Consider the following 25,953-nt stretch of genomic DNA (forward strand, 5'->3'; position numbering starts at 1 on the left):
CTACTGCTCCGCCTCCAACCTCAAGAACTCCTCCAATTTTTCCATGGTGCCCTTGTGAAGGGACAGCACCCACACCGTCTTGAACACCCCATCGGCCACAAGCTTGTTGGTGAATTTGGACACGGTATTCTCTGCGATCGCCTGAGCGACATCGCTGAACAGAGCAGAGACCAGGAACACATTGTTGTCCGACGCTGTTGCGCCGTTTCCTACCGCTAAATCCCCTTCCAACTCCAAAATCTCAATGACCGAGTCTCGATAATTGGCTTTGTTATGGATGGCATTTTTTGCAGCGTTGATCGCATTGAGCCAGTGGTTGAGCTCAGGCTCTGCCAGGCGCTTCTTGAGGTCATCCCGTGCCAAGCGCAGTAGCGCGCTGGTAGCCGAGCAAGAGGTCTTGTCCGCCCCCTTACCACCCGACTTGACCTCGGTGATCCAGACGTTGTTGGTTGAGGTCTCGTACAGGAGAAGGTCGAACCCCTTCCGGATACTCTTCTCTTCCATATTGAAAAACGGCGAGACCACATCGAAATCGGGGAACAGTTTCAGAATGATGACGTGGGAAAGGAGCTCGCCTAGCATGCCAATCCGGGTTTCCCAAGGCTTTTTCGAGTAGCGCTCGCTCCAGAAGTGCTTGATCGTCGCAGGGTATTTATAGATTGCCCTGTCCTTGCTGGCCTGGTCAGCACCATGGCAGATCCGGGTAAGGTTTTCCCTTAGCGCAAGTTTGAGTTCATCAGAAAAACTCTCGACACAACATAGCGCGTATTGGTCTACCTGCTTGAAGCTAATGCCATCCATAACACTTCCCACAGAGCCAGACCGCTGAGTCTTCATGCAGTGGCTACGCACAAACAACGATTCCCTTTGAATCAGGGTAGTCACCAGCTGGGCAACGGTGCGTTTAACTCAAGCGTTGTTGACGACGACCGATAGCAGCACTGTGCCAGCTTTGCTGGCAAAGTAGCGCGATCTAGGTGGGTTGGTAAACCGGGCTGTGGTCAATTTTCGCTTAAATGTTGAGAAAACCCGGATTGCATGTATATCCATACAGCCTATTAAAGCCCCCCCTTGATCTCTTAAGCGAGGCGGCACAAGCTCTGTCGCTTCAATGGCTTTCGCCTATGGTTATCGTTTTTACAAGGACGACTGCATGACCGCCGTACAACGGGTACTACTGCCGGATACAAACCAAAGCCCTGCACACGTGACAAAGGGCATCCAAGTTGCGAATGATCTTTGTGAAGCTTCTGGCATTACCGACGTTATTTTCCTGATCCCCACCAAGGACTCGCTCACATCAGGCTCACTGCGACAGGCGCTGGGAGAGACCATCCACAACGCGATGGTGAAAGGGCAGCCTGTGAAACTGCCTTGTGGCGCCCAGATGCGCTGCGACACCGTGAGGACTTTGAAGTGGGTATCCACCCCATCAGTACTGATCGCGGCATTTGCCGGTCAGAGCATGATGGACAAAATCGATTCGCTACAGAATCTGGCAGCGGTGGTCGCTGTTCCATGGACACCGGATGCGATTGAAAGCTGGGTGAAGACCTGGTCACCGAAAGTGCTGGGCCAGCCTACGAAGCCAGGCAAGGCTGCTAAGGCTGCACCCAAGCTGATTGCTGACCCTGTCGTCGAGCAGGCGATGAAGTCGCTGACCACTGTCGTTAACCGTGCCAACAACACAATGCACACCGCCGACGAGGATTACGCCAAGCGTATCTTCCGAATCTTGCGCGCTCACAATCACAGGGAGCCAGCTGAGAACATCAAGCTTTGGGCGATCAGCGATGGATGGCTACCCAAGACAGCTGAACGGCTGGAGGTATTGGCTCAAAAGGCGTTTGGCTTGAGTGCAAAGCCAAAGCTCGACAATCCAGATCATGCCGCTCAACTCTATAAGCGCTGGAGTGATGCCACTCTGTCCTGATGACTGAAAATCATTGGGATGCTGAGGGGGAGCTCGAAGCCTCGTGAGGCGGTTGATACTCGGGACATCATAGGTAAAGAAGGCCTAACTAGGTGGGCCCGTTTAATCATGACTGGCTTGGTGCTTAGGTTCTGAAACCATCAGGGAAGACCCCTCCTGCTCAAAATTTTCAAGGTAGTGGCGAGTGCTTCGTCCATGCCTAAAACCGGCCAGAATGAGGTACTGCTCTGGACAGATAACTGGGACGACTGGTTTACCTACAGTACTCAGTACGTAGTTTTCGTATATGACGACAGCGGGACTCGTCATCGAATCGGAAACGTCAAAATTGGTCAGTTCGGCATGAAGCCGGAGCAGCGCCGCCCAGGATTACAGGAAGAGTTCGAAAACATCGGAGATGAGTTTTTCTCGGTCGGACAGGATGACGAGTACTACGAAAACCTGACCAACCTCGGTACGGACATTCGTGATCGAGTGCTTCAGGGCCTTGGGGATATTGCACTCGATGCTGATCGCTGCCTGAGAGCCATGAATGAAAAAGTCACAGGCATTTCCTTACTGAGGTCTGTCACCAAGTCGACCGTTGAGGGACAGTTTCGCCGCCTTGCGACAGGTGGGGCTAGGCTCAACGAATTTCGCTTTGTTTACACTACTCCTCCGCCTCCGGTTCGCAGGAAGGTCGCAGAACGAGCCGTGTTGTCCTTTGAGGTCAAACCAAATTCAATGCCTCCGTCCAACATCCACGTGCTGATCGGGCGTAACGGGGTTGGCAAGACTCACATGCTCAACAACATGTCCAAAGCAATAATCGAGAAGGAACCGGATGAATCCAAGTTTGGCACCTTTGAATGCACAACAGACGAAATGTCCTCGTTTGCAAACTTGGTGTCGGTGACCTTCAGCGCCTTTGATCCGTTCGAACCTCTCCCCAATCGAAAAGACCGCCTGGATGGCTTGCCGTGTGCGTACGTTGGTTTGAAGCGACCTGGCAAGAATACAAAAGGCGACCCACTGCCGCCCAAGACACCAGACAAACTTTCCGAAGAATTCGGCGCAAGCGTTCTGGTATGTAGTCAAGGCGCCCGCCTGTCGCGGTGGCGCCGAGCTTTGGAAATGCTGGAGACCGATCCAATATTCAAGGCCAATGATGTCGCATCGTTGGCAGATCCCGAGATGACAGAGAAAGAGATCCGGTTTGCTGCCCGTAAGCTCTTTGGGAAAATGAGCTCTGGCCACAAGATTGTACTGCTGACCATCACACGGCTCGTCGAGACGGTTGAAGAGCGGACGCTTGTCCTGTTGGATGAGCCCGAAGCACATCTTCACCCCCCATTACTTTCAGCCTTCGTCAGATCGCTGTCGGATCTCTTGGTCAACCGTAATGGGGTGGCGATCATTGCGACCCACTCACCAGTAGTCGTACAGGAGGTTCCGAAAAGCTGTGTCTGGAAGATCAGGCGTAGCGGGCGTTCCGTTGTCGTCGAGCGACCCGAAATCGAGACATTCGGAGAGAACGTCGGAATCCTGACCCGTGAAATCTTTGGCCTTGAAGTAACCGATGCTGGCTTTCACAGGTTATTACGAGAGTCCGTCCAGAGCAGCGATACGCTAGAGCAAGCATTGGCCAAGTTTGATGGCGAGCTTGGTGGCGAAGCAAGAGCCTTGATCCGCGCGCTGTTAGTAAATCGGGAAGGTTCGCAATGAATTCCATAGACCCACCAACATTGGATGCCGGTGACACTTACACAACCTGTATCAGCAGGGTCAAGGATGCTGGACTGAAAGCGCGACTGACCGCCATTACGAATGATGTAAGCGTAGCGTCAGCTGATTACGTCGATAAGGCAAGAGACAATCGACTGCATGAGGTACCACGAGTAGCAAATGTCGGTGGGGTAACCACCGCAGAACTTGAAAAGGTATACACACAGCGCATGACGGGGAAAACCGCCCCAGGCCGGGCAGCCTATGATGAGATTTTCAATTCGTCTGCCAAATGCTTACTTTGCACCCAGCGAAAAGTGGACACCTTGGATCACCATCTCCCCAAGGCTCATTACCCTGTGCTAGCGGTAACTCCGGTCAACCTAGTACCCGCATGCTCAGCTTGTAATAAAGCGAAGCTTGCAAGCGCTCCGGCAAGTGCGGATGACTCAGCTCTTCATCCATACTTCGACCGTATTCAAGATGACCGTTGGCTACATGGGGTAGTCGTTGAGGGGGGGCCGGCGGTTGTGAAGTTTCGAGTCCAAGCTCCGGCTCACTGGGCCGCTCAACTCACAAACCGTGTTCAATTGCATTTCGACGGGCTGAATCTTGGAGATCTCTACTCAGCAGAGGCGGCGGAGGAACTTTCGTCCATTCGTCTTCAGCTGACTAATATCCACCGTACCGAAGGCATGCAGGCTGTTAGGGAGGAACTCTTGGCTCGCGGTGAAAGTGCCGCTGCCTCTCAGTTGAACGGTTGGCGCGCAGTCAGCTATGAAAGCTTTGCGATGAGTGACTGGTTTTGCGATGGCGGATTCGCTTTAGTCTAACGAAAAGCTTTTCGCATCGAACTCCGTGGGAAGGATCACTAGCTCTCTCTTTTGAGATGATAGCCAAACTTACCCCGCGCATCGCCCGCAACGGTAATCGGAGAGGCAATGGAGGCGGTAGATTGCGGGGCGGGTGTGATCTCCTGATCTGGAGATCCGGGATGAGGGGCTGGACTTACCTTACCCCGGGGTCACTGCGTTGAGAGAGACCTGCCAAGCTGCACCTAGGTTTGCATTCAAAAAATTCACAAAAACGCGGCATATCTGCGTAAATAAATAATTCTATATTATTTTAGTGTTGTGTAGATTTACACACCTACACAACACTAAGTAAACCCAGCGGAGTAAGGGTTCTCGTCAATTTCCATGATGCCTCTCCGTGTCGGTGCGCGGGATTGCGCGCTTGAACGTGAGAGAACCTGTGTACCTACGAATGCCTTCTATTGGACGAATGGGAACCATTAAAAAACCGGCTGGCTGGCCGGGTTTTGCCTGTCAGTCCTACAAACGCAGGGATCAGTCAGAACATGTTGACCATCACAGTAAACTGATTCCTATTGCTCGTTTGAAAGCCTTGCTGAATTCCAGGGCATGTTTCAAAGCAGAGATTCCACGACAGCCGAGTCTTAGCGTATCGGTTGCATCTGGATGGCCATGTCCAGCGCGTTGATTGCACAGAGACTTGTGTACTTACGACTGCCCCTGCCGGCGAGTACGAAAACCGTGTCGGCCGTTTCGAAGAAGCAGCCTTCTACAGAAGTCGCAAAATGCGTTCTGAACTGGCTTTGCTCAGCAAGTTTTTGAGCGCTGTCGAAAACCATATTTTGGATGTACAAGATGGTGGGTACCAACCCTTGCCCTTCCATCTCCCGCTGACACTCATCCTCAAGCATCAAATCGAGGAGCATCCACTGACGTACCACGCAGCTGCGCTTTTCAGGGAATGATTCCATTGCGGCCTGCTTCAGTGCCCCGTCGTCTAGCCCTGAACCACCCACAACAGTGGCCGGCCCAAAAAACAAATCCCCCAACAACTCAACATCTGTAACGCTCATTTTTTTCATTGCCACTCAAACCTGCCGCTCTCCCCCTGCACACGCGAAGAGGAGCTATTTGCAAGATGCCCTTCCCCTCGCCAACCTGATTTCCACAGCGAGATTTTGAAAAAAGCGTCGAGCCAAAAAAACGCTCAGTGATAAACGCGATTCATATAAATATTGCTTCCTCCAGGAACCCAACTGACCACCACGTAGAGGCTGCCGGCGACGGTTCTGAACAACGAATAGCCGTTGATGAACAGTACGTCCGTGATCCTCGACGTCCGCATGCTGGTTCCTTCGCGAAATCGTCCAGTGGTATCGCCATAAACCGTCCCCATCAGCACAGGTGGGCCATCGATGGCGGCGAAGAGGTATGCCGTGACCGGCATTCCGAAATCCTTTTCCATTGCCACAGCGACGGCTGACGGGACGGATGCAGCACTCCGCTGATCAAACATCACGCCGAACTGTCACCTGGGGTGGAACGCTCAAACCACCTAAGCCTTCACCGATGCCATAGATCATTCAGATCGTCCTTCTTTCTCAAAAATGGAGTTACGCGGATCACGCTCACAGGCCCTCCCTGAGCACACATGGTCGCTGTCCACGCATTTTGTTTGGCCGACACAACCAGTCAACGCGACCTGGTTGAAGTCTTCGAACAAAGGGATCGATGGGAACGCGTTGCTCAGACGTGGTCTGCATCCCGATCTCGATTTACAGCTAAATTGAATGATCTGAAGACAGGCACGCGACCGAGTCTCCAGGAATGACGTCGCACGAACGGGCCATCAGATCCATTCGATATGAATATATACATTTGAGTGGATCATGGCAATCGCGGCATACAGCTCTGTTTTTACGGAACGGAAAAATGGCTGTCCGCACTGCATTTGCCGTAACGCTGAAGCTCTTGCGAGCAAAACGTGATCTCACGCAGCAAGAGCTGAGCAAGAAGGTCGATCAATCGCATGTAAGCCGCATCGAAAATGAAAAAACCTCCCCTAGCCTGGAGGCCATCATTGAGCTCGCCGACGCATTGGAGATCAGTCCTGTTGCCCTGATGGCAATCGTGTGTGGGGTACATCACGAGTTGAGCGCTGGCGACATCCTGAAGACTGCCGAAAAGGATCTGAAATCCCTCGCGCTAATGAAAGGGTCAATCCCATTGGAAATTGAACAACCCATTCACCCTCGCATTACTGCGGCAGCCCAAGCACGAGAGGCTGTCCGGACGCTCAAGGAGAAAGGTCTTTCGCGGGCTGAAGTTGCTATGAAGCTGGGGATGGCAAAGACCACTGTTCAGCGCCATTGGAATCGTTCGGACTGAGCTTTTTGCTCTTTCATGATAATGCCCTCGCCCGCTGGACATTCCAGACCATCATCGAACCACTGCTATGCTTTTGCTCTCTATCCGAACGGAGTCGAATCATGGCCGAGCAATATTCCCTTCCAGACATTTTGGCCAGGCTGTACGAAAACCAACTGGCGATCGAAGCAGCGCTAATGGAGCTTGTGCTGCTGGAGGAGCAGCGCGGGTCATCTGAAGCTTGTGAGAACGCCCGTGGCGCGCTTGAAAGGATTGGTGAGAACGCTGGGCATATCAAGCAGGGGATTGCCAGACTGGGGGGAAATCCGAGAACGTCGATTTAATGACCATCTTTGCAGCGGATTTCAGCTAACCTCGAATTTCGATTCTATCCGAGAACACCTCTACCGAAACCCCAACCCTTCCACTGCGGCCATTCGGCGTTAGAGGCATGTCAATGCTTGATGTTTGCGCTCACATCAATGTCGGCAATGTTGCAATATCCCCCTCGCACCTCGTACATCCATCAAAGCATTCCATGATCAAGGCGTTTGCTGGCAACTGTTCTATCGCAAGCAAGGCATCAACACAGACTCAGCCAGCGTTGTAGGTACGAACCGCATCAGGGTAGGATTCCGACCGATTGCAGTCCCTCCTGACGACATAATTGCCTTGTTTAACCCTTGAAGTTGAATTGCCCTCACCCGTCTCCCGTTTCACGTCATTACGTCGGATCGAGATGGCGAATCTTCTCAAAGTCCCCTTCCCGATGGGGGCCAACATACAACAGGAAAACGTAGTAGCCCGACGCTAGGTCGACAGCCTAGAAATAGATCCGGGGCAGTTCTGGGGAGTAGTAGCATCCCTTTTCTTCAGGTGAATGCAGGACGTCTCCTTATGCACCTACCTTCCATTCAGATAGATCTCAAGCTGGATGCTGTCTCCGCCGGACTGACTCTAGGCATGCCTCCCGCACACCCTTAGCACTACCCCCTCCAGATGGCCAGGCAGATAGTCTTGAATTCGCCATCACCATAAACATCAGCAACGATGTCTGGCAGTACTGCTGCGCTCTGATTGAAGAACGTAGCGGCCTCACTTGACCGCCCCTGAGCGCATAAAATTTTCGTGGCATTGATTGCCACGAATCGGCGTGTTTGACCCTCAGTGGGGTTAAGCTTCCACGCTTGGCCGATGCTGGTTAATGCGGCATTGAATTGTTGTGTTTTGAATTCTGAATAGGCTTTGAAATTCCATGCCAACGCGTCGCCAGGATCATTGGCGACCGCATTGCTAAAACTCTGCAAGGCGTTCTTCCAATCATTTTTTCGAACGTACGCTCGACCTTCCGACATGGCAGATTTGGTCTGCTGCCCTCCTACGGTCGTCTCGGCAAATGACGTGACAACGAGCGGTGGCACTGGGTTGTCATGCTTCGCCTGATCAACCTGCGGTGCAGAACTTGTATCCGAGCCCCGGGCAGCTTGGCGCTCCGTCGATAGCCGCTCTCTCATAGCGTGCATTTGAGGGATGAGCAAATCCGCTTCCGTCGGAAACGCAATCCTCACCAACGTGTTCAGCTTCAGTTCCAACTCAGGCTCGGGCGACATGATCATATCGATATGATCCCTCAGAAACTTGACGCGTGCAGCGTTCCTTTCCTGCTCCAGGGTACTTTGCTTTAGGTGGAGGTCATCAACCCTATGCTGCAACTCTGCTTCTTGCTTCCGAACTTCAAGCTTGAGTCGCTCATCGTCACGGGCATTACTCGTCATGAACTGGAGAGCTGTAATTGCAATAGGGATGACAGTTACCCCAAAAGTAATCCATCTAAAGCGGTTATCCGACCTGAACCTTATTTCATCAAGCTTTAGTCTTTCGAGTTCGATGCCTTGATCGGGCTTATGCTGATCCAATCACGTTTCCCCATTTCAGCAAGTGATCAAATGTTGTTGGAGGATCGATTACTTATACTGCCTCTTGCGTGAGTGCGAGCAGGTAGCGGGGTATTGACCATCTATGCCTCTTTCCCACCCACTTCGCCTCTCCGGTCATTGATGGCAGAACAATGGCGCCAGAATACCGATGACCGAAATCGATTGCCATTGATGCCAGTGCACTTACTGTTGGACTGCTGAGCCTGGGGTTGCCGGCCTAGAACTTCGCGCTTTCTTGGGAGCGAGTGCCTGAGTGGCCGCTACGAGTCTGTCTACATGTCAGCGGCGACGCAGAGCAGGTCATCCTTCGATGAGCATCATCAGATGTTTATCCGATGAAGCATCTTGGTGACTTCATCCCCGCCACTCCCAAGCCCATGGGGCAAACTACGTACGCCTCCCCTACCATGCCTTGATCCTGGCACATCTGCCTTTGCAGCTAGATGCCCCATGCCAGCGAGCCTGTCTCCATACAAGCAGCTTCACTCAGTCAGGCAGGCCGTGCTATGAACTGGTAAGATGCGCCGCGTTATTACTTAAGAGGATTGTTTCATGGCCACTAACCGCTCCCAGCGTCTGCGCAAAAAGCTCTGTGTAGACGAGTTCCAGGAATTGGGCTTCGAGCTGAACCTGGATTTCAAGGAAGATCTGTCTGAAGAAGCCATCGACGCTTTCCTCGAAGCATTCATCAAAGAAGCCATGGAAGCCAACGGCTTGGGCTACGTCGGCGGCGACGACTTCGGTCTGGTTTGCCTGCAGAAACGTGGTTCGGTCTCCGAAGAGCAGCGTGCAGCTGTTGAAGCTTGGCTGAAAACCCGCTCCGAGCTGACCGAGATGACTGTAAGCCCGCTGTTGGACGTTTGGTACCCGGAAAAGCCGATTAATCCGGTAGCTTGATGTTCAAAGGGCCATCCATCGTGATGGCCCTTTTGGTTTCTGCCTAAGGCAACGCTCCCCTTGTTGCCAAACCGAGCCCCCAGCGGATTCCCTCCTGCCTGAAACATTCCTCCCTGCGCTCTCACGCCTAATCCCGCAGAAACCCTGAGCTAGATGATGGCGAGGTCAAGTGCATCGCTCACCTCTTGAACCTTTGTCACCTATCCCAATATCACGCTGCCTAGAACAGGTCGCTCACCGGAACAAAAACTAAGCCAGTCTCAGCGGCAGCACGAACCTTACGGTCAATGACGTCTGCAAAAGGTACCTGCTTCTCCAGAGCATCATGGATATCCTTACCCGAAATGCAGACCAAGCTTTTTTTACGTCCGAACGCTTCCAAACCAACATCAGTGAAGCCGTAATAGCTGATGAATACTCCTCGCGCCCAAGCGGCCTTTTCATTGATCTTGCCCTGGAGGATGTGAAGCTCTCCTGCGCCGACAGGATTGACCACCCACTTCGCCTCAACGAGATAGATATTCCCTCGATATTGGAAGCTCCCGTCAATTTGCTCACCAGTGTTTCTGAACGGCGCACGAGGTTGGAGGTTGGAGGCTTCGAATAACTGCTGCAGGAAGGCCTCAAACGCGTATCCGCGAGCTTGAGGTGCAAGCTTATGAATATCCAATAATGACTGTTTCAACTGAGCCGCATGATCAATGCTGACATGCCGCACCGCAGCGAAGGGATCGCGCACGACATCACTACTTGGTGTGCCAGACTCCAAGCCTTGGATCAGGGTCAAGAAGCGTCCCTCGGCATTCACTACTGTGTCGTCTTTGCTCTGGTTGGACAAGGTTGCCTGGCGATACTGCCATAGAGCTTTCAGCGCTCGAACACAGGTTGGAGTGTCCGCAATCGCAAGGAAATTGCGAAGACGTCTGGCCTTGGACGTCCCCTCCGCAGCGAAGAGCGGGTCATCAATGTCGATCTCCAGTTCCCCAAGGAAGAACTGGCCGAATGTACGATTCGAGAAGTCCAACACGTATCCCTTTTCCATCTCGAAGAGGAGATCCAACAGTTTCATATCCAACGGTTTTATCTTCGGCATCCGACGAGTCCTTGATCAAGCCAGCGAGCCGAGCATACGACAATCTAGGAATAACGTAGAGCGACCAAGAGGAGGATCCTCATTCTCGGAGGTGCTTGATGTGTAAAAATTTGGGATGCCTAAGCCATGAACTGGAAAGAATGCATTATCGATCAAAAATCTCTGTTAGCACGAAGGGATACATGTCGAGTGTGCTGACAGGCTTAAGCAATTCGTTGACGCATGGAAATCCGAACGATAGGGGTGATTGTGTCCACTCAAAAACAGGCGGACACCATCTCCCTTAATGCTGGACTTTCGCCGGACGCTTACCGTTCAAACGCCCCACCCGCCGCAGAATAGGCATCTGCAACGGGCACAGGTCAGGGAGAGCTCATTCTCACCAGAGTTTAAAAAAATTGATCAGTTTCAAAAGCGTTGTCACCACGCTAAGGACGGCCAGAATACGTTTTAAGTACACCCTGCATTTCTTCATCTTGGACGATTGAGGTGGCTGCCGGAGGCGCTGATAAATGCGTTGGCGGGGTACAGACAAATGTAAAGGGCAGCGCTTATTAGAGCGCGCACCGCAAGTGCAAAGCTTTCTGATGGGCATGATGGTGCCTGTTCGAATTAGTTCCGACGAGGTTCTTTGTTCGCAGATTTTCGAAAAGGCTTAGCGGAGGCGATGCTTGAAACCGCTCATCTCTGGGCCGTCAAGGAAGAGAGGAACAGTGAGTACAGCCCGAAGAGCACGGGACTGGAGTTTAATTATGTAAGCAAGGATGATTCGGAAAAACGCGAGGATGCGCTTCCTGAAGCTGTGCAGGGGTGAATCGGGATCAGGCTGGCCCGCTTCACTTAGAAGTGTGTCTAGAGCGCGCAGCCGCTCCCCCCCCCCACCAATCAGGCCGATAAGACCGACGCAAACTAAAGAGCCATTCGGTACACCATGGCGCTCAAAGTAGGTCTTGGGTTTCTGTGATTTCTCGACCGCGGATTCAATAAACTGGGCCATATGAGCCCGTAACCGTTCACGCGCACGCCAGGCGAATTCAGCTTTCAACTGAGCCGTAACGGCGTCCAGTCTACGTCGACCGTGTCGCCTGAAGCGTACAGGTCGTACTGATGATGAGTGATCGTCCATAAGGACTCCCTTGTGATGTCACGTGGGAAACCTTACTCACTCACCCTCAATTCCACAAATCATTTTCGCTCTGCCAAGCAGCCATCCATTACCGACGCTCCCTGCCCTGAGAGGTTAGTGAGTCGACGAGGAGATATGGCACAGGGCAGAGCGCCGTCCGACAAGGCCCTCGTGTGAATGACGCGTTTAGACGTTCACAAAGCCCGGCAACCGGGATTGCATGAGATACGCCTGCATGGGCATTTGCATGGACATGGGCGTGGGCATCGGTAGAAGCAGTGAAGCGATGCTGTCTGTCACCGTGTTTGCTGCGACTAACACAAGGAGTAGTTCGCAACAGCGTTGAGTCTAGATGAGGCAGTAAGTCTTCCCAGAGTACAGAGATTAGGGATGTGATGCTCGCTGAGGATGCGGAGCTGGCTGGGCTACCGGAGCATACCCCAAGGGCGTGATCAGCTGAAGATGATTTGATGCTTGCGGGGGGATCTTGGGAAAGGAGAGGGCAGATTACGAAGATAGAGCGTGAATCGTTTTTGACAACTTTTTAACTATTTTTCGCTAATCAGCAAAACTTGGAATTCATCAACGCACAGTTTTTTGCGCAGACGCTGGGAACGGTTAGTCGCCATTGGAACAATCCTCTTAAGTAATAACGGCCGGCACTTTACCAGTTTAAGCGGTCAATTGCCCGACTCTCTGGGTACGGTGGCCGACCGCCTGTAAAAAAAATAACGAAATGGCCGCCCCGGGCAAGGCACAAGCTGTTACACCTTGGGGCATAATGCCGACACTTTCATGACCACTGAGGGCTTTTTCATCCATGTCCTCGTTATTTTCCCCCTCTTGTGCAGGGTTTTATTTCAGATGATCAAATCGTTGCGTCCACTGTTTCTCGCCGGCCTGATTCTACCCCTGGCCCTGCCGGTTTCTGCGGCCACCATCAACACTGCCCTCACCCCTAACGTCGAAAAAGCCCTCAAGGCCAGCAAGCTGCAGCAGACTGCGCTGTCGCTGGTGATGATTCCGCTCGACGGCCCGGGCAATCCGACCGTTTACAACGCCGACGTCTCGGTCAACCCGGCCTCGACCATGAAACTGGTCACCACTTACGCCTCGCTGGAAATGCTCGGCCCCAACCATCAATGGAAAACCGAGTTCTACACCGACGGCGACCTGAGTGGCGGCATCCTCAACGGCAACCTGTACCTCAAGGGCGGCGGCGATCCGAAGCTGAACATGGAGAAACTCTGGCTGCTGATGCGCGACCTGCGCGCCAACGGCGTGACCCAGGTCACCGGCGACCTGATTCTCGACCGCAGCTTCTTCATCCAGCCGCAACTGCCCGAGTTCAACGACGACGGCAATGACGAGAACAAGCCGTTCCTGGTCAAACCCGACTCGCTGCTGGTCAACCTCAAGGCCCTGCGCTTCGTCGCGCGCAATGACGGTGGCCGGGTGCTGATCTCGGTGGAGCCGCCGATTGCCAGCGTGCGCATCGAAAACACGGTCAAGGCGCTCAACTCCAAGCAATGCACCGGCGGCGTGCGCTACAACCCGGTGACCCAGCCTGACGGCAGCGTGACCGTGACCGTCGCCGGCCAGTTGGGCGATGGCTGCAGCTCGCAGACTTACCTGTCGCTGCTCGACCACGCGACTTACACCGCCGGCGCCGTGCGCGCGATCTGGAAAGAACTGGGTGGCAGCATCCAGGGCAAGGATCGTCTCGCCGCGACCCCGAGCAGCGCCAAATTGCTGGCCCGTGCCTACTCGCCGGATCTGGCGGAAATCATCCGCGACATCAACAAATACAGTAACAACACCATGGCCCAGCAGCTGTTCCTGAGCCTTGGTCAGAAATACCGCAACGAAGCCGACGGTGACGACGCCAAGGCCGCACAACGCGTAGTCCGCCAGTGGCTGGCGAAGAAAGGCATCACCGCGCCGCACCTGGTGATGGAGAACGGTTCCGGGCTGTCGCGTGCCGAACGCGTCAGCGCCCGCGAAATGGCCAACATGCTGCAAGCCGCCTGGCACAGCCCGTACGCCGCCGAGTACATCAGCTCGCTGCCGATTGCCGGCACCGACGGCACCATGCGCAAACGCCTGAAGACCACCGCGATGCGCGGCGAAGCCCACGTCAAGACCGGCACCCTGAATACCGTGCGCGCGATTGCCGGCTTCAGCCGCGACGTCAACGGCAACACCTGGGCGGTGGTGGCGATCCTCAACGACAAGGCCCCGTTCGGCGCGTCGTCGGTGCTGGATCAGGTGCTGCTGGATCTGTACAAGCAGCCGCGCCTGCCGCAGACCGCTTCAGCGCTGTAAGCCACCCTTAAACCTGTGGAAGCAACTCTCTGTGGCGAGGGAGCTTGCTCCCGCTGGGCTGCGCAGCGGCCCCAATGATTTTGTGAGCGCTACGCACTCAAGCGGGAGCAAGCTCCCTCGCCACAAGGGCTCACGCGGCTCACTTGTCAGATCTGATCAGCTCATCTGCTCCACCCGGTCACGCCCGCCCTGCTTCGCCGCATACACCCCCGAATCCGCGCGCAGCAGCAGCGCATCCGCGCCCTCCCCCGGGCGCCAGCTGGCGATGCCGAAACTGGCCGTCACCACCCCGACCACATCCACCGGCGCACTGCGCAGGCCTTGCCACAACTCCACCGCCAGGATGTACGCGTGCTCGCCGTCGATGTCCGGGCACAGCACCATGAACTCTTCGCCGCCCAGACGACAGAACACATCGGTACGCCGCAAACGATGGCCGATGCGCTCGCACACCGCCTGCAGCACCCGGTCGCCCACGGCATGGCCGTACTGGTCGTTGATCCGTTTGAAGTGGTCGATGTCGAGCATGATCACTGACAGCTCGCCGCCGCCGCGCTCGACCCGGGCCATTTCGGTGGTCAGGCGTTCCTGGAAGTAGCGGCGGTTATGGATGCCGGTCAGCGAGTCGGTGACCGACAGCGCCCGCAATTCCTCTTCCACCCGTTTCAAGTCGGAAATGTCCGAGATGTAGCCGTGCCACAGCACGCCGCCGCCCGGCAGCTCTTCGGGCGTCGCCTCGCCGCGCACCCAGCGCAGGCCACGCTCGGGCAACTGCACACGGTATTCCTCGCGCCATGGGCTGAGGCTGTCCGCCGAGGCGCGGATCGAGCTGCGCACTCGCGAGACGTCTTGTGGATGGATACGGGTGAAAATCGCCTCGGCATTGAGCAGCAGCACGTCCGGCTCCAGCTCGTAGATCTCGCGGATGCCGTCGCTGGCGTAGATCACGCTGAAGCGCCCGTCGAACTCCATCTTGAATTGGTAGATGCCGCCGGGCACATGGGCGCTGAGCTTTTTCAGCAATACATCGCGCGCCGCCAGCGCTTCGTGCACGCGCTTGCGCTCGGTGATGTCGATGCAGATCGCCAGATGCCCGACCCACAAACCCTGCTCATCGAGCACCGGGGTGGCGAGCATGTTCACCGGCAGATGACTGCCGTCGCTGCGCACCAGCGTCCACTCGCGCGCCTCGTGACCGCCGACCTCGCCGCCCTCGACCAGCATCGCGTGGCAGGTCGGAATGCTCTTGCCGTAACGCGCACTCAACTCCGCCGAACGCGCGGCCAGCTCTCGCGGCAGATGCAGGTTTTCCAGGGTCATGTGCCCGACCACATCGGCGCTGCTGTAGCCGAGCATCTGTTCGGCGCCAGGGTTGAAGGTGTTGATCACCCCGCGCAGGTCGGTGGCGATGATTGCCACCTGGGTCGCGGCATTCAGCACGCCGCGCAACTGACCGTGGGTGCCGCGCAATTCCTGCTCGCGGGCGTGCAGTTCCTGGGTGCGCAGTTCGACCATGCGCAAGGCGCGCTGGCGTTGACTGACCAGCACGTAAAGCAGTGCGCTGAGCAACAGGCTCAGCAGCGCCCCGAGCACCACCAGGCTGCTGATCGACGAATGGTTGGCCTGCAGAAACGCTTCGCTGGGCTGAATGTCCACTTGATAGTCATGGTCGGCCATGCGCAACAACTGCGTAGCCGACAGATCACTGGCCCCCGCTTTGTTGGCCGACTCGTAAAGCACTTCATGCTGATCGTCGGTGGACAGGTCGAGAATGCGTACGTTGAGGAAATCCTGGTGCTCCTCCGGCAGTCCGTCGGCCAGCAACTGCTGCATGCTGATCACCGCCATCACATAGCCTTGCGGCGGCCCTTTCGGCGCCTCTTCACGGGTGACCGGCGCCAGCAGCAAGACGCCCCGGGCATACGCCGGATCAATCCCCACCAGATGCAATGGCTGCGACACCACCATGTGCCCGCTGCGGTCGGCGCGTTCCAGCGTCGCCCGGCGCAACGGTTGCGCCAGCAAGTCGTAACCCAGCGGCGTGGGCAAGCGGCTGAGGCTCTGGGTGTAGATCACCGGGACGTATTCGGGGCGATCAGCGGCGGTCTGCAACTGATCGTCAGCGGTCAGCTCACGAAAGGTGAAGGTGCTGAAACCTTCGTTACGCACGGCCTGTTCGACCGCCGCGCGTTCGGCACGGCTGACCCGCGGCGCATAGGAATAAGCCTGAGTGCGTAACAGAAGCGGTTTGGCATAGCCGTCGAATTCGCTGCGTGAGACCGAATCGGAGTTGGCGAAGAAACGGCGCAGGCCGTCGAGACGCTGTTCCTGATCCTGGAAACGTTCTTCGATGCGGCTGTAACGCTCATTGGCCAGCAGCTGGAAGCGTTGGCGCAGTTGATGGTGAAACTGATTGAGGGTGGCCCAGGCGAGCAGCCCCGTGAGAATCCCGCCGGCGAGCAATACCAGCAGCGCGACCAGCCAGGCCGAGACGTCTTCGCTGATAAAACCCAGAATCTTTGGGCGCACGGGGTGCAACGACATAGGGGCAACTCACGACGCCATTGTTTCGGGGGGAAAACCCCATTGGCCATGAGTTGAGTTATAGCTATTAGCCATTAATTTGGCTAGCGCTGATCGGATCCAAGAGCCTTTAAAAATCAAGGCTCTGTGGATCCAACCCGCCCAAGCGTCAACGAGCCGTGATTTTCCAGGCGCGGTGGATCTTGGTGTTACGCGCAAAATCCGGATCGATGGTCTGCGCGCTGATTTCCTCGACCGCGTAACGCTCGGCCAGGTTCTCCTCCAGCTGGAACTTGCGGAAGTTGTTGGAGAAGTACAGCACGCCCCCCGGCGCCAGACGTGCCATGGCCAGGTCGATCAACTGCACCTGATCACGCTGCACGTCGAAGATGCCTTCCATGCGCTTGGAGTTGGAGAAGGTCGGCGGATCGATGAAGATCAGGTCGTACTCGTCGCGACTGCTTTCCAGCCACGCCATCACGTCGCCCTGCTCCAGACGGTTCTTGTCGGAGAAGCCGTTCAGCGACAGGTTGCGCCGCGCCCAGTCGAGGTAAGTCTTCGACAGGTCGACGCTGGTGGTGCTGCGCGCACCGCCCTTGGCCGCGTGCACGCTGGCGGTCGCGGTATAGCAGAACAGATTGAGGAAGCGCTTGCCGGCCGCCTCTTTCTGAATGCGCATGCGCATCGGCCGGTGATCGAGGAACAGCCCGGTGTCGAGGTAGTCGGTGAGGTTCACCAGCAGCTTGACGCCGCCTTCGCTGACCTCATTGAACTTGCCCTGCGCCGCCTGACGCTCGTATTGCTTGGTGCCGCTCTGCCGCTCGCGGCGTTTGACCACCACGCGGCTCTTGTCGACGTTCAGCGCCTGCGGGATCGCCGCCAAGGCGTCGAACATGCGCGCCGAGGCCTTTTCCGGATCGATCGACTTCGGCGCGGCGTATTCCTGCACGTGCACCCAATCGTGATACAGGTCGATGGCCATGGCGTATTCCGGCATGTCGGCATCGTAGACGCGGTAGCAGTCGATGCCCTCGCGCTTGACCCACTTGCCCATCGCCTTGAGGTTTTTCTGCAGGCGGTTGGCAAACATCTGCCCGCCTTCGCTCAGGCGCGGCTGCTCGATCACTGGCGCCGGGGCTGGCGTCGGTTTGATCGGGTTGCCGTTCTTGTTGAACTTGCGCTCTTGCGGCTCGTTCGGCGCCTGATCGTAGGCCGCTTGCTCACGCTCGGCCTGACGCTGTTCCGGGGTACGCCGTTCGCCGGTGACGAACTGGTCCGGCAGCACCTTGATCAGCAGCAGTTTGCACGGCAGCGCGCCGTTCCAGAACGAATACTGCTTGTGGCTGCGAATGCCCATGCGCTTGCCCAGATCCGGCGCACCGGTGAACACCGCCGCTTCCCAATTCAGGCAGGCCTGACGCAGACGCTCGCCAAGGTTCTGATAGAGGTACAGCAGGCTGGCTTCGTCACCCAGACGCTCGCCGTACGGCGGGTTGCAGATCACCAGACCTTTCTGGTTCTGGTCCGGGCGCGGCTCGAAAGTCGCGACTTCGCCCTGATAGATCTTGATCCACTCGCTCAGACCGGCACGCTCGACGTTGTTGCGGCCCGGTTGAATCAGGCGCGGGTCGGCTTCGTAACCGCGAATCCACAGCGGTGGCTTGGCCAGACCGGCAGCGGCACGTTCAACCGCTTCTTCATGGAGCTTTTTCCACAGCGCCGGAACGTGACCCAGCCAGGCGGTGAAGCCCCACTGCTCGCGACGCAGGTTCGGCGCCATGTCGGCGGCGATCATCCCCGCTTCGACCAGGAAGGTGCCGACGCCGCACATCGGGTCAGCCAGCGCGCCGCCTTTGGCCGCAATGCGCGGCCAGCCGGAACGGATCAGGATCGCTGCCGCGAGGTTTTCCTTCAGCGGTGCCGCGCCCTGCTGCAGGCGGTAGCCACGCTGGTGCAGGCTGTGGCCGGAAAGGTCGAGGGACAGGATCGCTTCACCGCGATCCAGGCGCAGGTGAATGCGCAGATCCGGGTTGAGTTTGTCGATGCTTGGACGGTCGCCCTGCGGAGTACGCAGCTTGTCGACGATGGCGTCTTTGACTTTCAGCGCGCCGAAGTGGGTGTTGTCGATGCCCGAGCCGTGGCCGCTGAATTCAACGGCCAGAGTGCCGTCAGAGAGCATGTGATCCTGCCACTCGACGTCAAGCACGCCGTGGTACAGGTCTTCGGCGTCTTTCATCGGGAAACGCTTGAGCACCAGCAACACCCGGTTGGCCAGACGCGACCACAGGCACAGGCGATAAGCGGCTTCCATGGTCGCCATGCCACGCACGGCGGAGGTGTGCTCGCGGGCCTCTTCAAGGCCAAGCCCGACGGCTTCCTCGATGAGCAGGCCTTCAAGGCCTTTGGGGCAAGTGAGGAAGAGTTCAAAACGGTCGGACATGGTATTTCCAGAGCCTTTGGCTAGTGAACCGGCAACGCATTGCCGATCCGGTTTTCAATCAGGCGCTTTTCTAAAAGAGCGCCCGCGTGGCACGAAGGTGTGCCGTTCCATCCCCGCTGCTCGGGTTGAAAGAGCTTAGATGCAAGGACAGTTATTAAAGTTGATGAAACAAGATGACTCAAAGCAACCCTTCGTCGAATATTACCCCAGCGTAAACGTGGGTCATTCTCACTAAAGGATTAACCCCATCATCCAGTGCGGGGCCGATCATACCGGGGTTTGCTGAAAAAAAGTTCATGAAACCGGTGGTTACTTATGGCTGTAGCACTATTTTCGTTACGTCCTTATGACAAAACGATCATTCCCTCGGTGTGACTCATTGGTTAGAACTGACCACAGGTTGACGTCGCAACGGCGTCAACACCTTGGCTCGCCACGCCGGCAGCGAGCCGCACCACGGCAGAGTTTTTCTGCCAGGACCTCGGTTGAGGTCGACGCGACACAAACAGTCAACAAGTGAGGGAAACACCCTATGAGAAGACTTAAGCGTGATCCGTTGGAAAGAGCATTTTTGCGCGGATATCAATATGGCGTTGGTGGCAAATCCCGCGAGCTTTGCCCATTTACTCTACCGTCGGTACGTCAAGCCTGGATCAACGGCTGGCGAGAAGGACGCGGCGACAACTGGGACGGTATGACCGGCACTGCGGGGATCCACAGACTCAACGAACTTCACGCCGTCGGCTGACACAGGGCACTTATTGCAACACGACAATCTGAATTTTTAGCGACTTACCATGCACGTCCTTCCCGGACGGCGGGCTACGGCCCAGGGGCTCCTTCGAGGAGCCCTTTTTTATGCCTGCCCCGGACGATACAGACTCCCTGTGGCGAGGGGATTCATCCCCGATGGGCTGCGAAGCGGCCCCGAATCCATCCACCCAAGTGTGCCAGGCGAACGGCGGAAGCAAATTTTACGACTGCTGCGCAGCCGATCGGGGATAAATCCCCTCGCCACAGAGCCCTCAAAAAACCTCAGCGCAGCGCGGCGATCGCGTCTACCGATTCACGAATCAGCGCCGGGCCCTTATAGATGAAGCCCGAGTAAATCTGCACCAGGCTCGCACCCGCGGTGATCTTCTCCGCCGCGTGCTTGCCCTCAGTGATGCCACCGGCCGCGATGATCGGCAACCGACCACCCAGCTCAGCCGCCAACACCTTCACGGTATGCGTGCTCTTCTCGCGCACCGGGGCGCCGGACAGACCGCCCGCCTCGTCACCGTGCTCCATGCCTTCGACGCCGACGCGACTGAGGGTGGTGTTGGTGGCGATCACCGCGTCCATCCCGGTTTCGATCAGCGCCTGAGCCACTTGCGCGGTTTCTTCGTCGGTCATGTCCGGAGCGATCTTGATCGCCAGCGGTACGTGCTTGCCGTGGCGCAGAGCGAGTTCGGCGCGACGCGTGGCGAGGTCGGCCAGCAATTGCTTGAGCGAATCACCGAACTGCAGGCTGCGCAGGCCCGGGGTGTTCGGCGAGCTGACGTTGACCGTGACATAGCTGGCGTGGGCATACACCTTGTCCAGGCAGATCAGGTAGTCATCCACGGCGCGTTCGACCGGGGTGTCGAAGTTCTTGCCGATGTTGATCCCCAGCACGCCCTTGTATTTGGCTGCAGCGACCCGCGCCAGCAGGTTATCCACACCGAGGTTGTTGAAGCCCATGCGGTTGATGATCGCCTCGGCTTCCGGCAGACGGAAGATCCGTGGTTTCGGGTTGCCCGGTTGCGGACGCGGGGTCACGGTGCCGATTTCGACGAAACCGAAACCCAGTTGCGAGAAACCGTCGATGGCCGCGCCGTTCTTGTCCAGACCGGCCGCCAGACCCACCGGATTCGGGAAGTCCAGGCCCATGACCGTCACCGGCACATTCGCCGGTTTCTTGCACAGCATGCCGTTGAGGCCCAAACGCCCACCCGCGCCGATCAGATCCAGCGACAGATCATGGGAGGTTTCCGGGGAAAGTTTGAACAACAGCTGACGGGCCAGGGTGTACATGGGCGGCGATGACTCGGGCGGCGAAAAGAGGCGGCGATTATAGCCGGCCAACGGTCCCTGGCGCGAGGCGCCAATGCCCTGTTGCTCAAATCGCAGGCAAAGAAAAGCCCGGCCTGAGCCGGGCTTTTCTCGTAGCGGCAGCTAATTACTTAGCTTGAGCTTCAACCTGCGCTTCTACGCGACGGTTAACAGCACGGCCAGCTTCAGTTTTGTTGTCAGCAACTGGGCGGGATTCGCCGTAGCCGATCGACTGAACGCGGGACGACTCAACACCGTACTGCTGGGTCAGAACCTGCTTAACGGCGTTTGCACGACGCTCGGACAGTTTCTGGTTGTAAGCGTCAGGACCGACGGAGTCAGTGTGACCTTCAACAGTGGTGTGAGTGGCTGGGTACTGCTTCATGAAGTCAGCCAGGTTCTTGATGTCAGCGTAGCTGTTTGGCTTGACGACCGACTTGTCGAAGTCGAATTTCACGTCCAGCTCTACACGAACAACTTCAGCAACTGCTGGGCAGCCATCAGCGTCAACAGTTACGTTGGCTGGGGTGTCCGGGCACTTGTCAACGTTGTCGCAAACGCCATCGTTGTCGCTGTCGGAGCAGACTTCAGCCGGAGCTGGAACTGGAGCAGCAGCTGGCTTGCCGCCGCCACCGAAGTTCACACCCAGACCAACCGATGGAGCGTAGTCCCAACGGCCGTTGTCCAGTTTGTAGTCAGCTTCTACGCCAGCACGGGCGAAGAAGTTTTCGGCGAAGTAGTACTTAACGCCAGCGCCAGCAGTCAGGAAAGTCGACTGGTCGCGACCGGTGTGGCCGTCAGCAGCTACGTTGGTCAGGTTGCCGTGCTTAACGCCACCTTCAACGTAAGGACGCAGAGCGTCGCCAGCGTTGTTGAAGTGGTATTGAGCGGTCAGACCGAAGTTGTCACCGCGCAGTTTCTGGCTGCCGGTACCGTCGTTCGAACGGGTGTGGTTGTTACGATCCCAGCCGAAGTTGATCGAGACGTCGTCGGTCAGGAAGTAACCGATTTTGGCGCCTGGGTTGAAGCCGTCTTCGACGTGATCAACACTGTCGTTGTACTGCTTCTTGTAGTTGATCTCGCCTTCAACTGCGCCTTGGCCTTGTGCCAATGCGCCGAACGAAGTAGCGGCAATAAGAGAACCAATGGCCAAGCCCAAGGTGTTTTTCAGTTTCATCCGTTAAATCCCCATCTGGTGATTGTGAAGCAGTCCCGCAAACCGGGGGACAACTCGGCGGCAAGTCTATCAGAACTTGCCTACACGTAAGAGATATTTGCGCTGAACTAAGTTTCAGCAATGCCTGCAAATTTCTCACGCAATTTGTCTAGAGCACGTTTGTACCGCATTTTTGTCGCACTCAAACCCATGTGCATGATGTCTGCGATCTCCTGAAATTCAAGCTCTGCGACAAATCGTAGCACCAGAATTTCACGGTCAATCGGGTTCACATACACCAGCCAGCGATCGAGTCCGCCCTTCTCCTCGGGTTTCGGCGCCTTTTCTTCCGACGCTTCTTCCAGCGGGTCCAGACTCAAGGCGTCCATCAAGCGACGCTTTCGCCGTTCCTTCCGATACTGCGTGATGCATTCGTTATACGTGATGCTGTAGAGCCAGGTTTTGAACTTCGATTTCCCCTCGAAGTTCTTCAGGCCGTACAACACCTTAAGCATCACTTCCTGACAGACATCGTCTGCGTCGCGATCGTTCCCAAGATATCTCGCACAAACGTTAAATAATGTTCGCTGGTAACGCCGCATCAGCTCTTCATAGGCGCGCGTCACGTGAAACAGCTCGGTATGCGAGCGCGCGACCAACTCCTCATCAGAGAGCTCACGGGGGTCATAGCGCGTGGATAGCGTTTGGGCTTTATTCAAAACAAGTCGTGCCGACAGTCAGGTCAATGTCCGCCGCACCCCTCTCAGGGCATTTTGCGGCGGCATACATTAGCAGGGTTTGCCGGGTTAGCGGCTACTCACATGCTGTTCCAGCAGGATCCGATTGGAGAGTGAGACTAGCTCACCCTCATCGGTCAGCAATGTGGTTTTAACCGTGCCGATCTCTTCGATCTGGCCTTCGACCTCGCCAACACGCACTTGTTGCCCAACCTGATACAACTCACGCACATAGATTCCCGCAAGAATCTGACCGGCAATTTCCCGGCTTCCCAAACCCATGGCCAGCGCAACGGCCAGACCAACGGTAATCAATACGATGACGATCACATGGTTCAGCAGGTCAGTCTTGACCTCAAGCTGACTGATCGCAACCGAGATGCTGATGATGATCACCAGCCCCTGTGCAATTCGGCCCAAACCCGAAGCGTAGTCCAGCCCTACGCCTTCTGCCGCTCCGCGCACCAGGCCGTTGGCCAGTTGCGCGAGCAAAACACCCACCAGCAACACCAGCGCGGCGCCGAAAACTTTCGGCAAATACAACGCCAGCATGTCCAGCGTAGCTGAAACTCGCTCAAGTCCAAGGGACTCTGCTGCAGAAACCAGAAAAATCAGCAGAACGAACCAGTAGACGATCTTGCCGATCAAGGTCGAGATCGGCACTTGCAGGCCGGCCCGCGACATCAACTTGGTCAGACCGGTGCCGCCCATCAGGCGATCGAGGCCCAGTTTGGCGAGCAATTTGGACAGCAAGGTATCGAGCAGCTTGGCCACCACGAAACCCAACAGCAGCACCACCAGTGCGCCGAACAGGTTCGGGATGAAATTGGCGACTTTGGTCCACAACGCAGTCATTGCAGTGACGAGGCTCTGAGTCCAGAGATCAAGTTCCATATTCAATCAGCCTTATCAGCAGTGCGTGCAGTAGTTTTACGAAGACGGGAAACCGGCGAAACGTGGGCCGATCCGTTATTCAGGGCGATCATCAGCGCGGGCAGCCAGCGGCCCAGCAGGCTGAACAGATCACCGGCGCCCACCTGGCGGTTGGCGGTTTTGAGTACGCGACCCAGGCATGCGTCGTCGTCACGGCTGGACGGCGAGGCGTTGAGCATGTCGCGCAAAGACTGTTCAAACGGATCGTGCATACGCACCTCTCGTGATGTCTGTGAAAGACGCGGGCAAATTTGGTCGGGTCACATGTTGCATATTCACACCCAGCGCAAACGGCGGAATAACCACCATTGACCGAAGGCCATCGCCAGCACCGTCAGACAGGCAATCAGGAAACCATAGGGGCTGCTCGAGAACGGAATCCCGCCCACGTTGATGCCCAACAGGCCGGTGAGAAAACTCATCGGCAAAAAGATGCAGGTGATAATGCCGAAGCGGTACATCGTGCGATTCATGCGCACGTTCAAACGCCGGTCTTCAGCCTCCAGCACAAGCCCCATGCGCTCTCGGGTCAATTCGAGCTCTTCGAGATAGCGCGTCAGGCTGTTGTTCAATTCGTTCCAGTAGTCGGCGTCATCGTCGACGAACCACGGCAGTTTTATCCGCGTGAGCTGTCCGAAAATTTCCCGCTGCGGTGCCAGAAAACGCTTCAGTCCGGCCGCCCTGCGGCGGATGTGCAAAATCGAGCCATGCTCGGGGGTATACCGTTCGTCGGCATCCAGTTTTTCTTCCTCTTCATCGACCAGTTCCGACAGGCACGTGACCAGATCCTGCACCTTGTTGGTGAGGAATTGCGCCAGATACAGGATCAGTTCAGAGGAGGTTTTCGGGCCTTTGCCTTCACTCAACAGCGCCAACAGTTCATCGGTGGCGCGCAGCGGACGCAAACGCAGAGAGATGACCCGTTGCGCCGAAGCGAAAATCCGCACCGAGACCATGTCTTCCGGCTCGGCACCGGGATTGAGATTGACCCCGCGCAGAAACAGCAACAGCTCGGCATCCGGCAACGGCAACAGGCGCGGCCGAGTGTTTTCTTCCAGCAGCAGGTCGCAGGCAAATTCATTCAGGCCGCTGGATTTGCGCAGCCAGGTCTGGGTTTGCGGATGGCTGCGATCCCAATGCAGCCACAGGCTCTCATGGGCCTGCAGCTGCAGATCGTCGAGGTCAGTCCGGGCAATCGCGCGCGCGCCACCTTTTCCGTCCAGCACCAGGGCATGCACCAGCCCCCACTGCGCGTTTTCTTCCTCGAACATCCGCATCCCTTTGTCGAAAACTTATTCAGGCATCTGCAGCGGACTCGGCGAGACGATCACGCCGTTGTTGTCCGCATAAATGTATTGGCCCGGGTGGAAAGTCACGCCGGCGAAAGTCACCGCTACGTTGAGGTCGCCGATGCCGCGTTTTTCGGTCTTCATCGGATGGCTGGCCAACGCCTGAACGCCGAGATCGGTCTGGGCAATAACGTCGACGTCACGGATGCAACCGTAGATGACCATCCCTTCCCAGCCGTTTTTCGCGGCTTTCTCGGCGATCATGTCGCCCAGCAACGCGCGCCGTAGCGAACCGCCGCCATCAACCACCAGCACCTTGCCATTCCCCTTGAGTTCAGCCTGCTCCTTGACCAGCGAGTTGTCTTCGAAACATTTGATGGTCACGATTTCGCCGCCGAAGGAATCACGGCCGCCGAAATTGCTGAACATCGGTTCCAGCACCTGCACCAGCTCCGGATAGGCGTCGCACAGGTCAGGCGTGAGGTAATGGTTCATCGAAAAACTCCTGTAAAAAGGAAGACGATCAAGGATGTCGCACTCTTTTGAAACGAGTCCCGGCGGTCGCTGTTTACCTTAGTTCATGCAATGGTCGCTGAACGAACCTG

General features: G+C 56.4%; 22 protein-coding genes. 8 read left to right on the forward strand and 14 right to left on the reverse strand.

Annotated features, from left to right (window positions below):
- Entirely contained in the window at positions 1-801 is an 801-nt protein-coding gene (locus tag PMI25_RS01775) for a hypothetical protein (protein WP_007960956.1), read from the reverse strand.
- Positions 802-1,153: 352 nt separating this feature from the next.
- Between PMI25_RS01775 and PMI25_RS01780 the strand changes: the two genes are divergently transcribed.
- The 3 genes from PMI25_RS01780 to PMI25_RS01790 all read left to right on the forward strand — a co-directional run bounded on the left by PMI25_RS01780 (position 1,154) and on the right by PMI25_RS01790 (position 4,470).
- Positions 1,154-1,933 carry a hypothetical protein gene (locus PMI25_RS01780; protein ID WP_007960955.1) on the forward strand — a complete coding sequence of 260 codons (780 nt, stop codon included), beginning with the start codon at positions 1,154-1,156 and terminating at the stop codon, positions 1,931-1,933.
- A gap of 195 nt (positions 1,934-2,128) precedes the next feature.
- On the forward strand, positions 2,129-3,637 hold the full coding sequence (locus tag PMI25_RS01785; RefSeq protein WP_007960954.1) for an AAA family ATPase: 1,509 nt from the start codon (positions 2,129-2,131) through the stop codon (positions 3,635-3,637).
- Positions 3,634-4,470, forward strand: a complete 837-nt coding sequence (locus PMI25_RS01790; RefSeq protein WP_007960953.1) for an HNH endonuclease — start codon at positions 3,634-3,636, stop codon at positions 4,468-4,470. Before PMI25_RS01785 ends, PMI25_RS01790 begins: the two co-directional genes overlap by 4 nt.
- Before the next feature lie 626 nt (positions 4,471-5,096).
- On the opposite strand, the gene PMI25_RS01795 is transcribed toward PMI25_RS01790, so the two are convergent.
- Both PMI25_RS01795 and PMI25_RS01800 read right to left on the reverse strand, forming a co-directional pair.
- On the reverse strand, positions 5,097-5,534 hold the full coding sequence (locus PMI25_RS01795; protein ID WP_007960952.1) for a DUF6957 family protein: 438 nt from the start codon (positions 5,532-5,534) through the stop codon (positions 5,097-5,099).
- A gap of 125 nt (positions 5,535-5,659) precedes the next feature.
- Positions 5,660-5,899, reverse strand: a complete 240-nt coding sequence (locus PMI25_RS01800) for a hypothetical protein (protein WP_007960951.1) — start codon at positions 5,897-5,899, stop codon at positions 5,660-5,662.
- Between the two features lie 485 nt (positions 5,900-6,384).
- Between PMI25_RS01800 and PMI25_RS01805 the strand changes: the two genes are divergently transcribed.
- Both PMI25_RS01805 and PMI25_RS01810 read left to right on the forward strand, forming a co-directional pair.
- Complete coding sequence (locus PMI25_RS01805) at positions 6,385-6,840, forward strand: helix-turn-helix domain-containing protein (protein WP_007960950.1); 456 nt, start codon at positions 6,385-6,387, stop codon at positions 6,838-6,840.
- A gap of 101 nt (positions 6,841-6,941) precedes the next feature.
- Positions 6,942-7,163 carry a hypothetical protein gene (locus tag PMI25_RS01810; RefSeq protein WP_007960949.1) on the forward strand — a complete coding sequence of 74 codons (222 nt, stop codon included), beginning with the start codon at positions 6,942-6,944 and terminating at the stop codon, positions 7,161-7,163.
- Between the two features lie 642 nt (positions 7,164-7,805).
- Here the strand turns inward: PMI25_RS01810 and PMI25_RS01815 are convergent.
- On the reverse strand, positions 7,806-8,735 hold the full coding sequence (locus PMI25_RS01815; protein ID WP_045121950.1) for a tetratricopeptide repeat protein: 930 nt from the start codon (positions 8,733-8,735) through the stop codon (positions 7,806-7,808).
- 573 nt (positions 8,736-9,308) lie between these two features.
- On the opposite strand from PMI25_RS01815, the gene PMI25_RS01820 reads away from it, so the two are divergent.
- Positions 9,309-9,653, forward strand: coding sequence for a YggL family protein (locus PMI25_RS01820; RefSeq protein WP_007960945.1), 345 nt, complete (start codon positions 9,309-9,311; stop codon positions 9,651-9,653).
- Positions 9,654-9,873: 220 nt separating this feature from the next.
- Here PMI25_RS01820 and PMI25_RS01825 read toward each other — a convergent pair whose 3' ends face one another.
- Entirely contained in the window at positions 9,874-10,746 is an 873-nt protein-coding gene (locus PMI25_RS01825; RefSeq protein WP_007960943.1) for a restriction endonuclease, read from the reverse strand.
- Between the two features lie 1,990 nt (positions 10,747-12,736).
- Here PMI25_RS01825 and dacB point away from each other — a divergent pair.
- Entirely contained in the window at positions 12,737-14,197 is a 1,461-nt protein-coding gene (dacB, locus tag PMI25_RS01835; protein ID WP_007960941.1) for a D-alanyl-D-alanine carboxypeptidase/D-alanyl-D-alanine endopeptidase, read from the forward strand.
- Between the two features lie 156 nt (positions 14,198-14,353).
- On the opposite strand, the gene PMI25_RS01840 is transcribed toward dacB, so the two are convergent.
- Together PMI25_RS01840 and rlmKL are read right to left on the reverse strand one after the other, a co-directional pair.
- Positions 14,354-16,741: a sensor domain-containing diguanylate cyclase gene (locus PMI25_RS01840; RefSeq protein WP_007960938.1), complete on the reverse strand. Its 2,388-nt coding sequence runs from the start codon at positions 16,739-16,741 to the stop codon at positions 14,354-14,356.
- Positions 16,742-16,889: 148 nt separating this feature from the next.
- Positions 16,890-19,160: a bifunctional 23S rRNA (guanine(2069)-N(7))-methyltransferase RlmK/23S rRNA (guanine(2445)-N(2))-methyltransferase RlmL gene (rlmKL, locus tag PMI25_RS01845; protein ID WP_007960936.1), complete on the reverse strand. Its 2,271-nt coding sequence runs from the start codon at positions 19,158-19,160 to the stop codon at positions 16,890-16,892.
- A 532-nt stretch (positions 19,161-19,692) separates the two neighbouring features.
- Here rlmKL and rmf point away from each other — a divergent pair.
- On the forward strand, positions 19,693-19,908 hold the full coding sequence (rmf, locus tag PMI25_RS27890) for a ribosome modulation factor (protein ID WP_003223300.1): 216 nt from the start codon (positions 19,693-19,695) through the stop codon (positions 19,906-19,908).
- A gap of 287 nt (positions 19,909-20,195) precedes the next feature.
- Here the strand turns inward: rmf and PMI25_RS01850 are convergent, their stop codons facing one another.
- The 7 genes from PMI25_RS01850 to rraA all read right to left on the reverse strand — a co-directional run bounded on the left by PMI25_RS01850 (position 20,196) and on the right by rraA (position 25,843).
- Entirely contained in the window at positions 20,196-21,215 is a 1,020-nt protein-coding gene (locus PMI25_RS01850) for a quinone-dependent dihydroorotate dehydrogenase (protein ID WP_007960929.1), read from the reverse strand.
- A 145-nt stretch (positions 21,216-21,360) separates the two neighbouring features.
- Complete coding sequence (locus PMI25_RS01855) at positions 21,361-22,410, reverse strand: OmpA family protein (RefSeq protein ID WP_007960920.1); 1,050 nt, start codon at positions 22,408-22,410, stop codon at positions 21,361-21,363.
- Between the two features lie 107 nt (positions 22,411-22,517).
- Positions 22,518-23,108 carry an RNA polymerase sigma factor SigX gene (gene sigX / locus PMI25_RS01860; protein WP_011333251.1) on the reverse strand — a complete coding sequence of 197 codons (591 nt, stop codon included), beginning with the start codon at positions 23,106-23,108 and terminating at the stop codon, positions 22,518-22,520.
- An 87-nt stretch (positions 23,109-23,195) separates the two neighbouring features.
- Positions 23,196-24,020, reverse strand: a complete 825-nt coding sequence (locus tag PMI25_RS01865) for a mechanosensitive ion channel family protein (RefSeq protein ID WP_007916401.1) — start codon at positions 24,018-24,020, stop codon at positions 23,196-23,198.
- A 2-nt stretch (positions 24,021-24,022) separates the two neighbouring features.
- Complete coding sequence (locus PMI25_RS01870; RefSeq protein ID WP_003223293.1) at positions 24,023-24,271, reverse strand: hypothetical protein; 249 nt, start codon at positions 24,269-24,271, stop codon at positions 24,023-24,025.
- Positions 24,272-24,334: 63 nt separating this feature from the next.
- Positions 24,335-25,330 (reverse strand): zinc transporter ZntB, encoded by a 996-nt coding sequence (locus tag PMI25_RS01875; RefSeq protein WP_007960917.1) that lies wholly within the window; start codon positions 25,328-25,330, stop codon positions 24,335-24,337.
- 21 nt (positions 25,331-25,351) lie between these two features.
- Positions 25,352-25,843, reverse strand: coding sequence for a ribonuclease E activity regulator RraA (gene rraA, locus PMI25_RS01880; protein WP_007960915.1), 492 nt, complete (start codon positions 25,841-25,843; stop codon positions 25,352-25,354).
- Positions 25,844-25,953 lie beyond the last annotated feature (110 nt).

This window comes from Pseudomonas sp. GM30, from assembly GCF_000282275.2.
GTDB lineage: Bacteria > Pseudomonadota > Gammaproteobacteria > Pseudomonadales > Pseudomonadaceae > Aquipseudomonas.

Bases quoted from the DNA above. Each gene is read 5' to 3' on its own strand.
- PMI25_RS01775 (WP_007960956.1), bottom strand. From the start codon at position 801: ATGGATGGCATTAGCTTCAAGCAGGTAGACCAATACGCGCTATGTTGT.
- PMI25_RS01780 (WP_007960955.1), top strand. From the start codon at position 1,154: ATGACCGCCGTACAACGGGTACTACTGCCGGATACAAACCAAAGCCCT.
- PMI25_RS01785 (WP_007960954.1), top strand. From the start codon at position 2,129: ATGCCTAAAACCGGCCAGAATGAGGTACTGCTCTGGACAGATAACTGG.
- PMI25_RS01790 (WP_007960953.1), top strand. From the start codon at position 3,634: ATGAATTCCATAGACCCACCAACATTGGATGCCGGTGACACTTACACA.
- PMI25_RS01795 (WP_007960952.1), bottom strand. From the start codon at position 5,534: ATGAAAAAAATGAGCGTTACAGATGTTGAGTTGTTGGGGGATTTGTTT.
- PMI25_RS01800 (WP_007960951.1), bottom strand. From the start codon at position 5,899: ATGCCGGTCACGGCATACCTCTTCGCCGCCATCGATGGCCCACCTGTG.
- PMI25_RS01805 (WP_007960950.1), top strand. From the start codon at position 6,385: ATGGCTGTCCGCACTGCATTTGCCGTAACGCTGAAGCTCTTGCGAGCA.
- PMI25_RS01810 (WP_007960949.1), top strand. From the start codon at position 6,942: ATGGCCGAGCAATATTCCCTTCCAGACATTTTGGCCAGGCTGTACGAA.
- PMI25_RS01820 (WP_007960945.1), top strand. From the start codon at position 9,309: ATGGCCACTAACCGCTCCCAGCGTCTGCGCAAAAAGCTCTGTGTAGAC.
- PMI25_RS01825 (WP_007960943.1), bottom strand. From the start codon at position 10,746: ATGCCGAAGATAAAACCGTTGGATATGAAACTGTTGGATCTCCTCTTC.
- dacB (WP_007960941.1), top strand. From the start codon at position 12,737: ATGATCAAATCGTTGCGTCCACTGTTTCTCGCCGGCCTGATTCTACCC.
- PMI25_RS01840 (WP_007960938.1), bottom strand. From the start codon at position 16,741: ATGTCGTTGCACCCCGTGCGCCCAAAGATTCTGGGTTTTATCAGCGAA.
- rlmKL (WP_007960936.1), bottom strand. From the start codon at position 19,160: ATGTCCGACCGTTTTGAACTCTTCCTCACTTGCCCCAAAGGCCTTGAA.
- rmf (WP_003223300.1), top strand. From the start codon at position 19,693: ATGAGAAGACTTAAGCGTGATCCGTTGGAAAGAGCATTTTTGCGCGGA.
- PMI25_RS01850 (WP_007960929.1), bottom strand. From the start codon at position 21,215: ATGTACACCCTGGCCCGTCAGCTGTTGTTCAAACTTTCCCCGGAAACC.
- PMI25_RS01855 (WP_007960920.1), bottom strand. From the start codon at position 22,410: ATGAAACTGAAAAACACCTTGGGCTTGGCCATTGGTTCTCTTATTGCC.
- PMI25_RS01865 (WP_007916401.1), bottom strand. From the start codon at position 24,020: ATGGAACTTGATCTCTGGACTCAGAGCCTCGTCACTGCAATGACTGCG.
- PMI25_RS01870 (WP_003223293.1), bottom strand. From the start codon at position 24,271: ATGCACGATCCGTTTGAACAGTCTTTGCGCGACATGCTCAACGCCTCG.
- PMI25_RS01875 (WP_007960917.1), bottom strand. From the start codon at position 25,330: ATGTTCGAGGAAGAAAACGCGCAGTGGGGGCTGGTGCATGCCCTGGTG.
- rraA (WP_007960915.1), bottom strand. From the start codon at position 25,843: ATGAACCATTACCTCACGCCTGACCTGTGCGACGCCTATCCGGAGCTG.